Source organism: Novosphingobium oxfordense (assembly GCF_044029435.1).
GTDB lineage: Bacteria > Pseudomonadota > Alphaproteobacteria > Sphingomonadales > Sphingomonadaceae > Novosphingobium.
On sequence record NZ_CP147008.1, the window covers coordinates 315,842 to 332,724 of the forward strand.

Below are 16,883 nucleotides of genomic sequence, written 5' to 3' on the forward strand. Positions count from 1 at the left end.
GCATGAAGACGCCCACCGCTCCCTCCATCGGCGTGATGGGTCGGGCCGCATTGATCGCCTTTGCCACGATGAGCGGCGTCGCCAACAGCACGCTTTCCCCCATCTTGCCGCAGATCGAGCGGGAATTCGGTGCAGCGCATGGCCATGTAAGCGTGACCATGGTGCTGACGGTGCTGGGCCTTGGCGTGCTGATCGGGTCGCCGCTGGGTGGCTGGCTCGCGGACCGGCTGGGCCATCGCCGGGTCATGGTCGCTTCCGCGTTGATCTATGGCCTTGCCGGATGCGGCGTGATGTTCGCGGGAACACTGGAGCACGCCGTGCTGGGCCGCCTGATCGTGGGCATCGCGCTGGGATCGATGGGCGCGGCGGCATTCTCCGTAATCGGCGATTATTGGGACGAGGCGGGGCGCAACTTCTGGTCCGGCATGATCCCCTCGATCGGCGCGCTAGCGGGAATGGCGCTCTCGGTCGTCGCCGGTGAGATGGCGGATTCGGCGTGGCGCTCCTCCTTCCTGATCTATGCGGTGGGCTTCATCGCGGCGGTGCTGGCACTGGCCGGGATACCCGGGAAAGTGGCCGCGCCGCGCGGACATTCTGCCCCGGCAACGGGCATTCCGCTGCACGTTCTGCCGGCCATTCTGGGCTTCGGCCTTATCGTGGGCAGCATTGCCACCGGCACGTCCGCCTATCTGCCGCATCGGCTGGTGGAAGTGGGAATCGTCAGCAGTTCGGGCCGCGCGATTGCCGCGCTATCCGGGGCGGCGACGGTGGTGATCACCGGCTTCGCCTATGGCCGGATCCGGCGCAGGGTATCGCTCGATCTCGCCTTCGTGCTGGGCGCGGCATGCAGCGGGCTGGGCCTGCTGATCATGGCCTACGGGCCGAGCGCGGCAATCGTCTCGTTCGGGATGGCGATCGAGGGGGTAGGCATCGGCGTGCTGATGCCAAGCCTGATGGTCTACGCCATCGGCCTGTCGGACGAGAGCAATCGCGGGCGAATGATCGGCCTGATGAAGGGCGCGATTTTCGGCGGGCCGTTTCTGGTGCAGTTCGCGCTCGATCCCATCCGCCTGTCCGCCGGCGCATCGGCGGCGTTGGCGATCCTTTCCGCAGCGGGCGGCGTGCTGGCGATCTGGTTCGCGGCGCGCTGGCTGGGGCGTCGACCGATATCCGTTCGAAGTGCGACATAGGAGGGATTAATGGCCGTCAACGGCGTAAATCGCATCATGATCGCCGTCCACGATCTGGAAAGTGCCAAGAGGAAATACCACGATCTTCTCGGCGCGACTTTCGTGGATGCGCATTGGACCGGAGAGCCGTTCGGCATCAGCGTGTCCATCGCATGGGATGCGGGAATCGAGTTGTGCGCACCGCTGCCCGGCAGAGAGGATAGCAGCGCGGTAACGGGCTTCCTCGCCGCCCACGGCGAAGGCGTCATGAGTGTATTTTTCAACGTGCCCGACGGGGAACGCGCGCGGGATCGTGCCATCCGTCACGGCTACAACAGCCTGCATTCCCTTGATTATACCCAGGCCGAAATCGACCAGCATCTGGGCGGCCTGTTCGAGCGATATCAGGAGTTCAACCTCGATACCGCCGAGCGCTGCGGCTTCACGGTCAGCCTTGCCCGGATTGAAGCCAAGAAGCAGGCCTGACGGGAATGGCGGGAGAATGCCCCCGCCCCCATTTGCTTTCAACTTAATCCCGCCGCCGCGTCGGCAATGCCGCTGGTATCGAAGGGGCGGAGCGCGCAGAGCAGCGTGATCCAGCGGCCCGGCCGCAGGCTGGTTTCCCGGTCGCGGTCGCCCAACGCCTGAACGTCGCGGCGTAGCCGCTCGATCAGTTCGGCCAGTTGCCCGGCCCCGGCTTCGGACAGCTTGAGCAGTTCGGACGTGTAGACCGCATCGGGCGCGCCGAAATCCATTGCCATGAACTGCTGTTTCAGGTGCGTTTCGAACAGCTTGCGCAGCGGCAGCTTGCGGAAGATCAACGCCCGGTCGACGCGCGGGCGCACTTTGTCGCCGCGCAGCCGGTCGATCAGGGCCAATCGCTCCAGCTTCAGCAGGGCTGCGTCCAGCGTGGCGCGGGGGAGGCCGAAATCCTCCCCGATCTCATGCGGGCTGGCGCCGGCCAGGATCGCCATGAACAGGGTGGAGAGGAACACGTCGGCAGACAGCGCCCGCTCCTGCGCCAGCGTCAGTTCGCGGGCGAGGCCGCTGCGCGCCTGCTCCGCCTCGCGCGCGAGTTCGGCGATGCTGGTTCCGCACAGTTCGGCCATGCGTTCCAGCCGGTCCAGCGTCAGCCCTTTGCCGACGATCCAGCGCTTCGCGGTGGCTTCGGAAACGCCCAGCGTTTCGGCCAGACGGGGCGCCGTCCACCCCTCCTGCCGCAAGTGGCGGCGCAGCACGCCCAGCATGGCGTCGCTTGTGGAATCGTATCGCATTTCGATACGGATGAGCGCAGATCATGATACGATTTTCAAGCCGTTTCTTCGGCCAAAAGGCACCTCATTCTATCATCTCTCTCGCGACAACGATCGCCCGGCGGCCTTCAGGGCCGGGACAAAAAACATCGTGGGAGATGCCCGAAAAATGGAAGACATCCTGATCCGGAACGGCACCGTCGTGGACGGCACCGGCGCCCCCGCCTTCGCGGCCGACGTGCGCGTGACCGGCGGCACGATTGCCGAAGTCGGCCCCGGCCTTGAACCGCGCGGAGAGCGCGTGGTCGATGCCGCCGGCTGCTACGTCACCCCCGGCTTCATCGAAAGCCACACGCATTACGACGGCACCATGTGGTGGCAGCCCGATCTCGATCCCCTGCCCGGCTATGGCGCGACAACGATGATCCTGGGCAATTGCGGTTTCTCCACCGCGCCGCTCCATCGCTACATGCCGGCGCAGAAGGAGATGATCGGCATCTTCTCGTTCTTCGAGGATATTCCCGAGGGCCCGTTCCTGCAGCACTTGCCGTGGGACTGGAACACATGGTCCGAATACCGCGCGTCGGTGGAGCGCAACGTGCGCGTGCCGCTGAATTATGCCGCCTATGTAGGCCATATAGCCATCCGCCTTGCCGCGATGGGCGTGGAGGCGTGGGACCGTGAGGCGACACCCGAAGAAATCGCGCGCATGTGCGAATTGCTGGACGATGCGCTGGCGGCAGGCGCGCTGGGCATGTCGGACAACCTGCACGACCATGACGGGCAGGACCGCCCGGTGCCCACCCTGAAGGCCAACGATGCGGAGTTCGCCGCGCTGTTCGAGGTGATGGAGCGCTATCCCAACTGCTGTTACCAAGTGATCGTCGATACCTTCATGCGGATGACCGGCCCGTCGGACCTCGAACGGCTGGCGAAGCTGCTGGGCGGCCGCAAGATCCGCGTCCAGATCGCGGGTGCAGTGCCCACGCTGGAGTTCCAGAAGGGCATCCTTCCCGCCATGCAGGACAGCCTGCGCAAGATGCGCGAGGCCGATGTGGACGTATGGCCGGGCTTCGCGCACGTTTCGCCCACCAATGTGCTCTCCATCGTCAAGTCGCTGATCTTCGCCCAGTCCAACGACTATGTCTGGCATGAGGTGGTCTCTGCCGAAGACCATGGCGAAAAGGCGCGGCTGCTGGCCGATCCGGACTGGCGGGCGCGGGCGCGCAAGAGCTGGGACGAGAACGCCTGGGACCATTCGCCGTTGAAGAACCCGCAGGAACTGCACCTGATCGACAGCGAGAACGGTATCGGCCCGCTCAACCTGACGCTGAAAGCCTATGCCGAAGCGCGCGGACTGCACCGATCCGATGCGATGGCGGAATGGATCCTGCTGAACGGCACCCGCTCCACCGTCCACATGTCCCCCTTCCCCAAGGACGAGGCGCTGACCATCGAGCTGATGCGCGATCCCAATACCGTGGGCAATATCTCGGACGCGGGCGCGCACTTGCAGATGCTGTGCGGCGGGGGCGAGAATGCGCTGCTGCTGACCCAGTACGTGCGCGAGGAAGGCACGCTCTCCATCGAGGAGGCGGTGCATGTGATGACCGGCAAGCTGGCCGGCCACTTCAACCTGAGCGACCGGGGCGTAATCGCCGAAGGCAAGCGCGCGGACATCGCGGTGTTCGATCTGGCCGAAGTGCAGCGGCGCGAAATGGAAAAGGCGAATGACGTGCCGGACGGGCGCGGCGGCCATTCCTGGCGCTTCACCCGCAAGCCGATGCCCACGCGCCTGACGCTGGTGAACGGCGTGCCGACGTTCGAGAACGGCGCCTATACCGGCGCAAAGCCGGGGCACTTCCTCTCCCCCGCTATCCAGCCCGTGGGCAATTACGCGGAAGCCGCCGAATGACCTGCTGAAACGAACCGGGGCAGCGCCTTCGAAAGAGAAAGGCGCGCCCCACACAGGAAAGGATGTCCCGATGAACGAAGCCACGATCGGCGATGCCGACCGCGCCTATTTCAACGGCGCGATCAAGGCGATCGCCACGCAAAGTTCGGTGCTGGTCAGCTCCTCCCGCTATCTCAACCACGCGCCGCTGCGGGCGCTGATCGCGCAGGAAATGCTGCGCCGGAACGGCCCGGACCTTCCCAACACCGCCTATATCCCCGAAGTCGCGCAGATCTTCCACGATCTGGAGGACATGCCGCGCATTATCCAGCTGTTCGAGATGGAGAAGGCGCGCCTGCCCGAATTCCGCCGCTGGCTGGAAGAGAAGCGGCTGGCCGACTTCACCATCGCCGAACTGGAACACTGCGCGCCCGGCACACTGGGCGCGGCGATCCGCGAATTCATGGTGAACTCCGGCTACCAGTTGGACCTGTTCTTCCAAGAAGTGCAGGTGGTGAACGACTTCACCTACTACCTTCGGCAAACCGCGCTGACGCACGACATCGAACACATGGTGACTGGCTTCGGCCCCAACCATGGCGGCGAGATCGCGCTGCTGACCGCGAACATGCATGCCAAGGCGCGCTACTTCCATCCGGAACTGTCCGCCTTCTTCTCGCGCATCGCCTACTACCTGAAGGCCAAGACGATCCTGAAGGACGGGCTGCACTATCCCGAAGCGATGGTGGTCAATCTGGAGGCCGAATATCGCGGCGCCGAGCAGGGGCGGAACTGGAAAATGCCGCTGATGCTGGTGAACTGGCGGGCGCGGGTGGACCAGCAGATCGTCGACATCCGCCGAGAACTGGGCGTCACGCCTGCCGAGGAAGGCCTCTGGCTCGATACCAATCGTCTCTGCAACGAGGACGACCCGGACTACAGACCGGCTCTCCAGGCCGCCGAGTAAGGCGGCCTCCTCCCAGGCCGGTCCCGCGTCCTGCGGGGCCGGCCATCTTTGCGGACCTTCGGCTGCCTCCTGTTCCCTGATCGCGCGCGCCCTGGTGGCAGGCGCGGCGCGCAGAGCGGAGCTGAACGCAGCACGATTTTCCAAAATGGTATCCCACCAGGCAGCGATCGGAACGATCGTCGGGCCGCGACCCGGCAAGACCAAGGCGCCAGAACAAAAACATCAAAACAAACTAGGGGAGGCACTTGCATGAAGAACCTGAACTTCGCCCGTTTCGCGGGCGGTTCGACGGGCTGTTCGACTTTGGCCCTTGCCACGACGCTGACGATTGCAGCGCTGACGATCGCCGCGCCCGCAACCGCCCAGACCGCGCCGGCCTCCCCCGATCCTTCCGGCCCGCAAGCGGTAACCACCATTCAGGAGATCATCGTCACCGCGCAGAAGCGATCGGAAAACCTGCAAAGCGTGCCGGTCGCGGTCACCGCGATCACGTCCGACCAGATCGCCAATGCGCGGATCGAGAACATCGCCGATCTGCGCTCGGTCGCGCCGAACCTCTACGTCGTCACCCAGCCGGGCGGCAACAACATCCCTTCCACCATGATGCGCGGGCAGGTTTCCGGCGCGGCGTCCAACCCCACGGTGGACAACGGCATCTCCTACTACATCGACGGGGTCTATCTGGGCTCGCTCAGCGGCATCATCTTCGACGTTGCCGATATCGAGCGGATCGAGGTCATTCGCGGCCCGGCCGGCACTCTGTTCGGCACCAATTCCACCGGCGGCGCGATCAACTACATCACATCCGGCCCGCGCGGCGTCTTCGCGGCAAAGCAGGATTTCAGCTACGCCCGCTTCGGATCGTTTCGCAGCAAGACGCGGATCGACCTGCCCGAATGGCACGGCATCAGCGCGGCGGTCAGCTACCTGCACAATGAAAAGCGCAACAACGTCCGCAATTACGACCAGATCACGCTGGACTACACCAATGAAACCTCCGGCAAAGTCGGCGCGCTTACTTCGGTCAAGCGGTTGGGGGAAAGCACGACCGATGCCGTGCACGCCACGGTGCGCTGGAAACCGCTGGACGACCTGACGCTGGACTACAAGTTCGACTGGTCCCGCCAGGAATTCGCGCCCCCGCCCGTCTATCTGCTGGGCTTTCCCGATACGCCGGGCGGGATCGCGGCCTACCAGCTGGTCGCATCGCAAGTCTATTTCGGCGGGCCGACGCTGGACGACTATATCCAGACAGAACGCGGGCGCGTGGCCTATAACGACACGACGACGAAAAGCGTGACCAAGACGACCTCCCACCTGATCGTCGGCACCTACCGCGCGAACGATCACCTGACGATCAAGAACACCACCAGCTGGCGATCGCTGGACCGCAACGCCTTCACCTCCAACCTCGACGGCACCGGCACGCTGACCGTGCCGATCGCTTATGGGCCAGACGGCACGCCCGCCGCCTTCGCACCGCTGTCACCCCTCTCGGTGCGGTGCTGCAACCAGTTGCGGCAGTTCAGCAACGAATTGCAGTTCAACGTCGATACCAAGCCCGTCACCGCGACGGCAGGCCTGTTCTACTATAACCGGCGCACGCCGCCGGGAGAGAACCCGTTCGGCCTGCCGGTGGTCGATACCTTCCAGGTCTTCCCCGGCAATGCTCATCCCGGCACGCCGATCACCGATTTCGACCGCAGCTTCTACTACAAGGTGCGGCAGGTCGCCGGCTATGGGCAGGCGACATGGCACGCGACCGACCAGATCGATGTGACCGGCGGCCTGCGCTACACGCAGGATGACAAGACGTTCTTCGACACTTCCGCCGGAGAACCAGGCACGACCTATACCTACTCGAAAGGCAATTTCAGCTATCTGGCCAACCTGACCTACAAACCATCCAGCCAGATTCTGCTCTATGCCAAGTACGTCACCAGCTTCATCGCCGGCGGCACGGCGGCGGGGCCGCTAGCTGTCGACAGCGTGACCGGCAAGGTGTTCCAGGGCCCGGCGATCCCCTACAAGGAGGAGCGCGCCTATTCCTGGGAAGGCGGGCTGAAGGCGGACTGGTTGGGGCACCGGCTGCGCACCAATCTGGCGCTGTTCCATGTGCGCTATTCCAATCTGCAGACGCCGATCTTCGCATCGACCGGCTGCGTCACATCGCCCAGCGGCATCTGCGAGCCGATCGTCTCATCGCAATACACAGCCAACTTCGGCAAGGCCCGCGCCTATGGCCTGGAATTCGAGGTGACTGCGGTTCCCATCGAAAACCTGACGCTGAACGCCGGCGGCAGCGTCACCGACTTCAAGTATCTGGATATTTCGCCCGAAGTGCTGACCAACGCCGGCGTCACCCGGGTTTCCGATTATCCTGAAACGATGCGGCCCACGTTCATGTCGAACTTTTCGGCCGAATACGTGCAGCCGCTGGATAACGGCATGCGCCTTTCGGCACGCGTGGACGGAGCATTGCGCTCGAAGATCGTGGTCGGCACCACCGTCTTCAGCAGTGCCGGCTTCGCGGCGGCGGGTCTGCCTTACGACAACGACTACATGAATAAGGCGAGCACCCAGAAGGCGCTGCTGACGCTGAATGCGCGGCTTTCGCTGATGGACGTGCCGGTGGGCCCGACCACGGCGACCGTCTCGCTCTGGGGGCGCAACCTTACCAACCGGCAGCAGATCAACATCATCTCCAGCACCGGCATCACAGCGACGGCCCTGTACGATGATCCGGTGACTTACGGCATCGATCTTTCCGTGAAGCTTTGAGGAGACTGCTTAGAGAATGCCCGAAAGGGCATTTTCGAGGCGGCACCGGCCCACTCCCCCACCCGACCACCCATCAAGGGTACACTAGTGGGTGGTCGGGTGGGGGAGTGGGCCGGTGCCGCTAAAATCTGCCCGCGGCGGATTTTCAAACAGACCGCAGCAGATGCATCCGCCCGGTGGCGATGGGGCTGTCGCGGTCGCTCTGCCAGCACGCGGCATCCACGTTCACCACCCGCTTGCCCAGGCGCACGATGCGCGCCTGGGCGTAAGTGTCGATCATCAGCCCGCCGCGCAGGAAATCGATAGTGATGTTGATCGGGCGCGGGCGCCCGTCGGGAACGTCCTGCGCACCAGAAAGCGCGGCCAGGCAGGCGAGTTCCAACAGGCTGCCGATCACTCCGCCGTAAAGGAAGCCCTGCCGCCCCTCCAGCGCCGGTGCGGCGGGCATGAACAGGCCCGGATTGCCCTCCGCATCGGTCCATTCACGCACGCCCAGCATCTGCGCATAAGGGGCCCGTTCGATCATGGTTCGCTCGTGAAGAAGAAGCTGGCGGCGGCGAAGGCGACCGGGTTGGCGGGATCGCCATCGTGCACCTCGCACCGGGTGAAGGCCACGCGGCGCGTCACCCGGTGGCAGGTCGCCCGGGCATGGAGTGTGCATTCGGGCCGCGCTGCGCGCAGATAGTCGACGCGAAGGTCCAGCGTCGCCATCGGCTCCCACCGCCGCGTGCGCGCGATGATCGCGGCGCCGGCCGCCGCGTCGATCAGCGAGATCACCGGGCCGGACGAGACGAGACCGGACCCTGCATCCATCAGGAACCCTGCCGAGAACGGGCAGGCCAGTTCCGCCCAATCCGGCCCGTTATCGACATGGAAGATGCCCAGCAGCGCGTGATGCCCGCGCGGGGGCATGGATTTCAGCCGCTCGAAAGGATCCTGCTCCTGCGTCATTCAGGCTAGGCCGTCCAGCGCGGTTCGCGGGGCAGGCCCAGGCCGCGCTCCGCGATCAGGTTGCGCTGAATCTGATTGGTGCCGCCATAGATCGTGTCCGCCCGGCTGAACAGGAACAGGTTGGGCAGCGTATCCCACTCGTAATCCTGATGCGGCGTCACTTCGCCCTCCTGCCCCAACACGTCCATCGCCAGTTCGCCCAGACTACGGCGCCATGTCGCCCACTGGATCTTATAGGTCAGCGCGGCCCCGTCCATGCGCGAATGATCGGTGTTGGAAAGCATCCGCAGCGCGCCATAACGCATCAGGCGCAACCCGATTTCCGCTTTCGCGATCCGCTGGCGGATCAGCGGATCGCGCGCGGCGCCATTGGCCTTGGCCGCGGCGATGATCTCGTCCAGTTCGTTGCGGAAGCCCATCTGCTGGCCCAGCGTGGATACGCCGCGCTCGAAGGCGAGCAGGCCCATGGCGATCTTCCATCCCTCCCCCACGGCACCGATGTAGCTGTCCGCCGGGCAGCGGGCATCGGTGAAGAACGTCTCGTTGAATTCGGCATCGCCGTTGATCTGGCGAATGCCGCGAATGTCGATGCCGGGCTGGTCGATCGGCATCATCAGGAAGGTCAGGCCGCGCGGGCCCTGTGTGCCTTCCTCCGTGCGCGTCACCACGAAAATCCAGTCGGAGATATGGGCAAGGCTGGTCCAGATCTTCTGGCCGTTCACCACCCATTCGTCGCCATCAAGCCGCCCCTTGGTGCGCACGCCGGCAAGGTCCGACCCGGCGTTGGGCTCCGAAAAGCCCTGACAGAAGATCGTCTCGCCCGCCGCGATGCCGGGCAGGAAGCGCTGCTTCTGCTCCTCGGTGCCGAAGGTCAGGATCGTCGGCCCGGCCAGTTCGATGCCGATGTGGTTGACGCGGCCCGGCACGCCGGCGCGGGCATATTCCTCGGCAAAGATCACCTGCTGTGCCAAGGTGGCGTTGCGACCGCCCCACTCCTCCGGCCAGCCGATGCACGACCACTTGTGCGCGGCCAGCTGCCTTTCCCATTCCTTGCGACGTTCGGGGCTGCCGGTCAGCTTGGTGATGCCCTTGATGTCGCGGAATTCGCCCGCCATCTGGCCGTTGAGCCAATCGGCGCATTCCTGGCGAAAATGCTCGTCCGCCTGCGAAAATCCCAGCTTCATGCCGCTTCTCCCAAAATGATCGCGGCAACCCGTTCGCGGTGCCAATCGCCCTTGCCCAGCAGCGTCTGGATCGAACGCGCGCGCTTGAAGAACAAGTGCGCGTCATGCTCCCAGGTGAAGCCGATGCCGCCGTGCAGCTGGATCATGTCCGCCGCGCAGCGAAAGCCGGTGTCCGCCGCGAAGGACTTGGCGGCGTGCAGCGCCAGCGGCGCCTCATCGCTGCCCTCGTCCACCGCGCAAGCCGCCCAGTAGACGGCCGATCGGGCCTGCTCGATCTCCACCATCATGTCGGCCAGACGGTGCTTGTAAGCCTGGAAAGAGCCGATCGGACGACCGAACTGCACACGCTCCTTCGAATATTCCACCGTGCGATCGAGGCTGGCCTGCGCCCCGCCAAGCGCTTCCGCGGCAAGGCCGACAAGCGCGGTCCGATTGGCCGCGGCAAGCCCCTCGACCGGGTTGGCCAAAGCCTCCACCACGACGCCATCGAAGCGCACTTCGGCCAGCGGCCGCGTCTGGTCCATCGTGGTCTGCGCGGTGACCGAAACGCCTGCTGCATCGCGCCGCACCAGCCATGCGCCGCTGCCGTCGGTGACGACGAAAAGGTCCGCCAGCGCGCCATGGGCAACGAAGCGCGATCCGCCGATCAGCTTGCCGTCACGCAGTTCCAGCGCGGAATCCTCAACGAAAGCGGCAATCGTTGCGCCGGACAACAGACCCGGCAACCATGCCTCGCGCTGTCCCTCACTACCACCCGCCGCAATCGCCGGTGCCGAGAGCATCAGGCTGCCCAGCATCGGCAGCGCCGCCACTTGCGCACCGGCCGCCTCCGCAATGATCGCCAGTTCGACCAGCCCGAGCCCCGCGCCGCCCGCCGCTTCGGGAAGCGAGATGCCGGAAAAGCCCAGCTCCTCACAAAAGTCCCGCCACAGCGCGCGGTCGATCCCCTCTCCCTCCATCGCCGCGCGGGTGCGCGCGCTGGTGGCGTTTTCCGCGAAGAAGGCGCGCGCCGTCTCCGCAATCATCTGCTGCTCGTCGGTAAACGCGAATTCCATTCCAGCCCGCTTTCACGATCGGAGCGCGCGTGTGGCCAGGCGCCGGCTGCGGCCATCGGCCAAGCCATTGCGCAGCCGCCAGCGACGCGGCACCTGCATCCTCTCCAAACGCAATCGCTTATGCGGCGAATTGCGTGACAAGAATCACGCTATATTACGCATATTACCTTTTCAAGCTGCAAAATGCGTATTTATGGAATAGATTTTATCCGCACTCACAATCAGCCGTTGGTCACCGCGCTGACGCCGACCACGCCATTGGTGAACTTCACCGTCTTCACCGCGATCGAGGTTTCGACATGCTGCACACCCTCCACCGCCAGGATGCTGCTGACGGTCACCTCGTGCAGTTCCTCGATATCGCGATAGAAGCAGGTCGTCATGATGTTGAACGGGCCCAACATCGTCATGATCGAATGGATCGTCGGGATCTGCCGTAGTTCGCGGGCAACCTGATGGAACCGTGTCATGTCCGCCTGGATCGAGACGAAGGCGGTCTTGGTGCTGCGGTCCAGCCGGGGGCTGATCAGCGCGGTAAAGGCGATCAGCCCATCCTGCTGCAACCGCTTCAGCCGCAGGCGGATCGTGCCTTCGTTGACGCCAAGATCGGCGGCGATGCTGCGGTTGGAAACACGCGCATCCTTCGAAAGGATCGCGATGATACGGTGATCGAGATCGTCGAGATCGGGCCAGCTCATTGCGCGTCTTCCACTGAATCGAGACCGAACTTGATGATGTCGAGACCGATCGACTGCGTGATCGACCGGATGCCCGCCACCCTGGAGAACTTCTTCGCCACGAACTGGGAAAGGTCCTCGATATTGGGCAGCGCCAGCAGTACGCTCACTTCGTAGCGCCCGGTCACCAGATAGGCGGCGAAGACTTCCTCGAACTGGGCCAGTTCCTCCGCCACATCCCCCGGGGCGCGGCCGGTAACCTCGATCCCGATATAGATCAGCACGTGATAGCCGTGGACCGCGAAGTCCGAAACCGCGACCACCCGCAGCGTGCCGGATTCCTCCATGCGCCGCAGGCGGGCGGAAACGGTGGTCGGCGCGATGTCGATTGCCTTGGCGATCTGCTGGTGCGTGGCGCGACCGTTGCGCCGCAACTGCTCCACGATCTTCAGGTCCGTTTCGTCGAAATCCGCCAGATCGTCCATGCCTTCGCCCGTTTCTATCCCAGGATCGCCAATCGATCGACGGTCTTGCCAGCATCGAAAGGACAGGTCGAATCGAAAGCGCTTCTCCGCATTGGGAAATCCCCGGGCTTGATCGCTGCTCAATCGCGTAGCAGCGAGCCGCCGTTGACGTGCCAGAGCTGCCCGTTGACCCATTCGCCATCGTCGGAGGCGAGGAAGGCCACCGCACCGGCAATGTCGTCCGGCTGGCCAAGGCGGCGGTGCGGGATCGTCTCCAGCATGCCGGCCACATAGTCGTCGGTCAGGTGCTGGGCGACCGCTTCGGTCAGGACCACGCCGGGGCAGATGCCGTTGGCGCGAATGCCCTGCTTGCCAAACTTGCGCGCGACGTGGCGCACCAGCGCGTGAAGCGCGTTCTTGGTCATGGGATAGGCAACCTGCAACGGATTGCCCGAGATCGCCGCGCCGGAAGAGGTGTAGATCATCGCCCCGCCGCCCCGCTCGATCAGCACTGGCAGCGCGGCCTGCGTGGCAAGGAAATGGCTCTTGGCATTGATCGCGAAGGACCGGTCCAGCACGTCTTCCGTGCAGTTGAGCACGTCGATATCGCCTTCGGTGCCGCCCGCAAGGTTGGAGTGGTAGAAATCCAGCGCGCCGAATTCGGCCTGTGCCGCTGCCACGATCTCCGCCTGGGAAGCGGCGCTGGTGCCGTCCAGCCGCATGCCGATCGCCTTGCCGCCGCCTTCGCGGATGGCGCGCGCGGTATCGATCGCCCATTCCTCCACGATATCGCCGATCACCACGGCCGCGCCTTCGGCCGAAAGCCGCCGCGCGGTCGCGGCGCCAATGCCGCGCCCACCGCCGGCAACAATGCCGACCTTGCCGTTCAATCCGCGCATTCGATCATCTCCGGTATCTTCATTGTCGCAATCCGGCGCCCGATCAGAGTGTGATCAGAGTGAGGGGCGCCGGTCCTTCCACGGCGCGGCCTGTTCCAGCTGGCCGGCCAGGCGCAGCAGGCCCGCCTCGTCTCCATAGCGGCCGACGAACATGACCCCGATCGGCAGCCCCGCCTTCGACATGCCCAGCGGCACCGACATGGCGGGCTGGCCGGTCATGTTCTCCACTTGCGTGAAGGGGGAGAAGGCGGCGGTCCGCGCGCCCCATGCTGCGAAGTCGATGCCCGGCGTCAGGTTGATCTTGCCCAGTTCCAGCGGCGGCGCGGCCAGAGTGGGCGAGAGGATCACGTCGTAGCGGGCCATGAACTGCGCCATCGTCAGCGCCGCCGCCTGCAGGGTGTTATTGGCGCGCACATAGTCCATGCCGGTGACATGCTGGCCCATTTCCACGAATGCGAGCGTGATCGGTTCCAGCACATCGGGGCCCACGGGAACGCCGGTCGCCTTGGCCCGGTCCAGCATATCGGCCGCGACCGAGGAGGCGATCAACGCGAAACCGGCCGTGCCGATGGCGGCGACGTCCAGCTTGGGCGCGGCTGGTTCCACCACGTGGCCCAGGCTTTCGCACAGGCGCGCGGCGGCCAGCGCCGCCTCCCGGCATTCGGGATCGATCGGCACGCCGGACGGCGCATCGAGCATCAGCGCGATGCGCAGCTTGCCGGGCGCCTTGGTGACTTGCGCCAGAAAGGTCTCATACGGCGTCGGAGCGGAATAGCGGCTGCCGGGCTCCACCCCATGCGTAACGTCCAGGATCGCGGCGGAATCGCGCACGCTGCGCGTGACGGCGTGGTGGACCGAGAGCCCGCCCCAGCCCTCCGTGCGCGGCGGGCCCATCGGCACGCGCCCGCGACTGGGCTTCAGGCCGAACAACCCGCAGCAGGAAGCCGGAATGCGGATCGAGCCGCCGCCATCGGTGGCGTGCGCGGCCGGGAGCACGCCCGATGCCACGGCCACTGCCGCCCCGCCGGAGGAGCCGCCGGCGATATGCGCCGGGTTCCATGGATTGCGGGTGGCACCGGTGACCTGGTTCTCGGTCGTGCCGGTCAGGCCCAGTTCGGGCACGGCGGTCTTGCCGAAGACTACGAAGCCCGCCTTCTCGATCCGGCGGACCAGTTCGGAGGTCGCCTCGGGCCGATAGTCCTTGTAGAACCGGCTGCCGTTGCCGGTCGGCAGCCCGGCGATATAGGTGTTCAGGTCCTTGAGCAGCCACGGCACACCGCGAAACGGCCCTTCCGGCAGGCCATTGGCGATGGCGGCGCGGCCATAGTCGTAATGCCGCTGCGCCATGAAGTGCAGGCGCGGGTCCAGCGCCTCTGCCCGGCCGATCGCCGCATCGAGCAGTTCGGCGGGCGAGACCTGCCGCTTGCGCACCAGTTCCGCCAGCCCCAGCGCGTCATGCGTGTCCAGCGGACTGCTTGCTTTCCCCCCTGCTGCAGCCGTGGCAGCAAGGGCAGGTGCGGCGGCAAGCCCCCCGGCCGCCGCCGCACCTGCGATCATCGAACGGCGGGTCATCGATGTGCCTTCTTCCGACATGTTCCCCACCTTCAATCCTGCGCGTAGAAGCGCGAGTAGAACTTGCGGAACTGCGGGATCGGGCCATCGCCGTCGCAGATGATCGGAGAGGGTTCGAACTTCTGGCGATCCCAGACCACCTTGTCCTGATCGAATTGCTTGCAGATGTCGCGGATCAGCCCCTTGGCCAGCCGCCCCATCGGCCCTTCGGCCTGCGCCTTGGGCTGGGTGAAGCAGAAGCGCGCGTGGACGTGGTCTTCGCTCACCGGCGTAAGGCAGGCGATCATCAGCGTTTCGGAAATGCCGGTAAAGCGCGTCCAGCTCTGGCCCGGGCCCATCGTGTCATAGCTGATCAGGCCGTCCACTTCGCCCATCGGCGTGCCCATCTTCGCCTTCACATCGGCGCCGCGGCCCCATTCGCCCCAGCGCAAGTCGCCCTGCGGTACGTCGGCGGTGCCGTGGATGTACTTGAAGTGGGCGAAGTCCACGCCGTTCTCGGCCATGTTCTGAAGCGAGCCCCAGACGTTCCATTCATGGACTTCGTAGTCGGTCCAGTCGGGATCGGTCGCCTCTGGCAGCGCGGCCACTTCCCACAGCGGGGCGACGTCCTGTGGGTGATACCAGACCCAGATCCAGCGGTTCACTTCCACCACGTGCCAGGTCCGCACGCACTTGCGCTTTACCTGCGGCGGGATCACGCGGGCATAGGGAATCTCCTTCACCACGCCCTCGTTCCCGTCATAGCGCCAGGCGTGGAACGGGCATTCCAGCAGGTTGCCGTTGACCTTGCCGCCATGGCCCATGTGCGCGCCAAGGTGGCGACAATAGGCATCGACGACGCGCACCTGCCCGTCCTCCCCGCGCCACATCGCCAGATCCTTGGCGAAATAGTGAAGTGCCTTCACTTCGTCCACTGCCAGATCGGCGGAAAGGTCGATCGGATACCAGCCGAACGGGATGCCGTTGTCGAGGTTGCGCGTCTCGACCGAGGCGCGGTCCTTCACTTCGGCAAGGCGCCAGTCGATCAGGTCCTGCCCGCGCAGCTTTTCAAGGATCTGCCACACGGCAACGGGCGGGGTGCGCGCATCGGTGGCGGCGCGCGGATCGGCATCGGACATGGGATTCTCCCGGGTCATTATGTGAGATCGAAAACCCTGATCGCGTTTTCGCGCAGGAACTTGGGCCAGACGTGGTCCTTGAACGGCACGTTCTCCATGTCGGAAAAGATGCGGTCGAGGCTGAGGCCCATCGGGAAGTAGCCGGCGTAGAGCACCTTGTCCGCGCCGCGCGTATTGGCGTAATCGATGATCGCCTTGGGGTAATGCTTGGGCGCAAAAGCGCTGGTCGAATAATAGAGGTTCGGCCATTTCAGCATCAGCTTCACGGCCAGCGCCTCCCACGGCTCGGCCCCGTGGCGCATGACGATCTTCAGGTCCGGGAAGAACCAGCAGACCTCGTCCAGATGCTCGACCTTCTGCGTTTCCATCGGGATGCGCGGGCCGGGAATGCCGACGTTCAGCAGCACCGGCAGGCCCAGTTCCTCCGCACAGGCGTAGATCGGGAACATGTACTTGTGGTTGATCGCAACCTGCGGCAGCGTCCCCGCCGGAAAGCAGCTGATAGCCGAGAGGCCGACCTCGGCATGGAGCCGGCGAATGCGCCGCACTTCTTCCATGCCGCGATTGGGATCGACCGGCAGATCGAAGAAGAAGCGGTCTCCGAACTTCTCCTTCGCGCGATAGGACGTGTCGTTGTCGTTCCAGCCGACCAGCGCCTTGTCCACGTTGTGGCGGTCCATCTGATCGACCGTCCAGGCCACGAAATCATCGGCGTCGCCGGTCTGCGGAATGTCCTTGAACATGTATTGCGCAGGCATGGCGAACTGCTGGAGCGTCTGCCGGTCCTTGATCAGCGGACGGAACGGCGCGAACCATTCGGAGCGGTCCTCCGCTTCCGGAATGCCGAGCATGCAGTCGATAATGCCGATGTCACGGGGCATGCCCATGCGTCTGTTCTC

The 16,883-nt window shown here is 64.9% G+C and carries 16 protein-coding genes; 5 read left to right on the forward strand and 11 right to left on the reverse strand.

The window, feature by feature from the left end; all coding sequences use genetic code 11:
- Nucleotides 1–2 precede the first annotated feature (2 nt).
- The gene (locus WBP07_RS24405) at nt 3–1,190 is read left to right on the forward strand and encodes an MFS transporter (RefSeq protein ID WP_395397673.1); all 1,188 of its coding nucleotides are present in this window, start codon (nt 3–5) and stop codon (nt 1,188–1,190) included.
- 9 nt (nt 1,191–1,199) lie between these two features.
- A complete protein-coding gene (locus WBP07_RS24410; protein WP_395397674.1) occupies nt 1,200–1,655 on the forward strand; it encodes a VOC family protein in 456 nt (151 codons plus the stop codon).
- A gap of 38 nt (nt 1,656–1,693) precedes the next feature.
- On the opposite strand, the gene WBP07_RS24415 is transcribed toward WBP07_RS24410, so the two are convergent.
- Entirely contained in the window at nt 1,694–2,443 is a 750-nt protein-coding gene (locus tag WBP07_RS24415) for a helix-turn-helix domain-containing protein (RefSeq protein ID WP_395397675.1), read from the reverse strand.
- Between the two features lie 148 nt (nt 2,444–2,591).
- Here WBP07_RS24415 and WBP07_RS24420 point away from each other — a divergent pair, with 148 nt between their 5' ends.
- The 3 genes from WBP07_RS24420 to WBP07_RS24430 all read left to right on the forward strand — a co-directional run bounded on the left by WBP07_RS24420 (nt 2,592) and on the right by WBP07_RS24430 (nt 8,064).
- The gene (locus tag WBP07_RS24420; RefSeq protein ID WP_395397676.1) at nt 2,592–4,337 is read left to right on the forward strand and encodes an amidohydrolase family protein; all 1,746 of its coding nucleotides are present in this window, start codon (nt 2,592–2,594) and stop codon (nt 4,335–4,337) included.
- A gap of 70 nt (nt 4,338–4,407) precedes the next feature.
- A complete protein-coding gene (locus tag WBP07_RS24425) occupies nt 4,408–5,283 on the forward strand; it encodes a Coq4 family protein (RefSeq protein WP_395397677.1) in 876 nt (291 codons plus the stop codon).
- A 249-nt stretch (nt 5,284–5,532) separates the two neighbouring features.
- Nucleotides 5,533–8,064, forward strand: a complete 2,532-nt coding sequence (locus WBP07_RS24430; RefSeq protein ID WP_395397678.1) for a TonB-dependent receptor — start codon at nt 5,533–5,535, stop codon at nt 8,062–8,064.
- 145 nt (nt 8,065–8,209) lie between these two features.
- Here WBP07_RS24430 and WBP07_RS24435 read toward each other — a convergent pair whose 3' ends face one another.
- The 10 genes from WBP07_RS24435 to WBP07_RS24480 all read right to left on the reverse strand — a co-directional run bounded on the left by WBP07_RS24435 (nt 8,210) and on the right by WBP07_RS24480 (nt 16,871).
- Complete coding sequence (locus WBP07_RS24435) at nt 8,210–8,590, reverse strand: PaaI family thioesterase (protein ID WP_395397679.1); 381 nt, start codon at nt 8,588–8,590, stop codon at nt 8,210–8,212.
- A complete protein-coding gene (locus tag WBP07_RS24440; protein WP_395397680.1) occupies nt 8,587–9,015 on the reverse strand; it encodes a PaaI family thioesterase in 429 nt (142 codons plus the stop codon). Before WBP07_RS24440 ends, WBP07_RS24435 begins: the two co-directional genes overlap by 4 nt.
- Nucleotides 9,016–9,020: 5 nt before the next feature.
- Nucleotides 9,021–10,199 carry an acyl-CoA dehydrogenase family protein gene (locus tag WBP07_RS24445; protein WP_395397681.1) on the reverse strand — a complete coding sequence of 393 codons (1,179 nt, stop codon included), beginning with the start codon at nt 10,197–10,199 and terminating at the stop codon, nt 9,021–9,023.
- Nucleotides 10,196–11,254 (reverse strand): acyl-CoA dehydrogenase family protein, encoded by a 1,059-nt coding sequence (locus tag WBP07_RS24450; RefSeq protein ID WP_395397682.1) that lies wholly within the window; start codon nt 11,252–11,254, stop codon nt 10,196–10,198. Before WBP07_RS24450 ends, WBP07_RS24445 begins: the two co-directional genes overlap by 4 nt.
- A gap of 221 nt (nt 11,255–11,475) precedes the next feature.
- Complete coding sequence (locus WBP07_RS24455; protein WP_395397683.1) at nt 11,476–11,952, reverse strand: Lrp/AsnC family transcriptional regulator; 477 nt, start codon at nt 11,950–11,952, stop codon at nt 11,476–11,478.
- The gene (locus WBP07_RS24460) at nt 11,949–12,416 is read right to left on the reverse strand and encodes an Lrp/AsnC family transcriptional regulator (RefSeq protein WP_395397684.1); all 468 of its coding nucleotides are present in this window, start codon (nt 12,414–12,416) and stop codon (nt 11,949–11,951) included. The genes WBP07_RS24455 and WBP07_RS24460 overlap by 4 nt, the downstream gene beginning before the upstream one ends.
- A 119-nt stretch (nt 12,417–12,535) precedes the next feature.
- Nucleotides 12,536–13,294: an SDR family NAD(P)-dependent oxidoreductase gene (locus WBP07_RS24465; RefSeq protein WP_395397685.1), complete on the reverse strand. Its 759-nt coding sequence runs from the start codon at nt 13,292–13,294 to the stop codon at nt 12,536–12,538.
- Between the two features lie 54 nt (nt 13,295–13,348).
- Nucleotides 13,349–14,866, reverse strand: coding sequence for an amidase (locus WBP07_RS24470; RefSeq protein WP_395397686.1), 1,518 nt, complete (start codon nt 14,864–14,866; stop codon nt 13,349–13,351).
- 32 nt (nt 14,867–14,898) lie between these two features.
- Entirely contained in the window at nt 14,899–15,984 is a 1,086-nt protein-coding gene (locus WBP07_RS24475) for a Rieske 2Fe-2S domain-containing protein (RefSeq protein WP_395397687.1), read from the reverse strand.
- A gap of 17 nt (nt 15,985–16,001) precedes the next feature.
- The gene (locus WBP07_RS24480) at nt 16,002–16,871 is read right to left on the reverse strand and encodes an amidohydrolase family protein (protein ID WP_395397688.1); all 870 of its coding nucleotides are present in this window, start codon (nt 16,869–16,871) and stop codon (nt 16,002–16,004) included.
- Nucleotides 16,872–16,883: the final 12 nt, after the last annotated feature.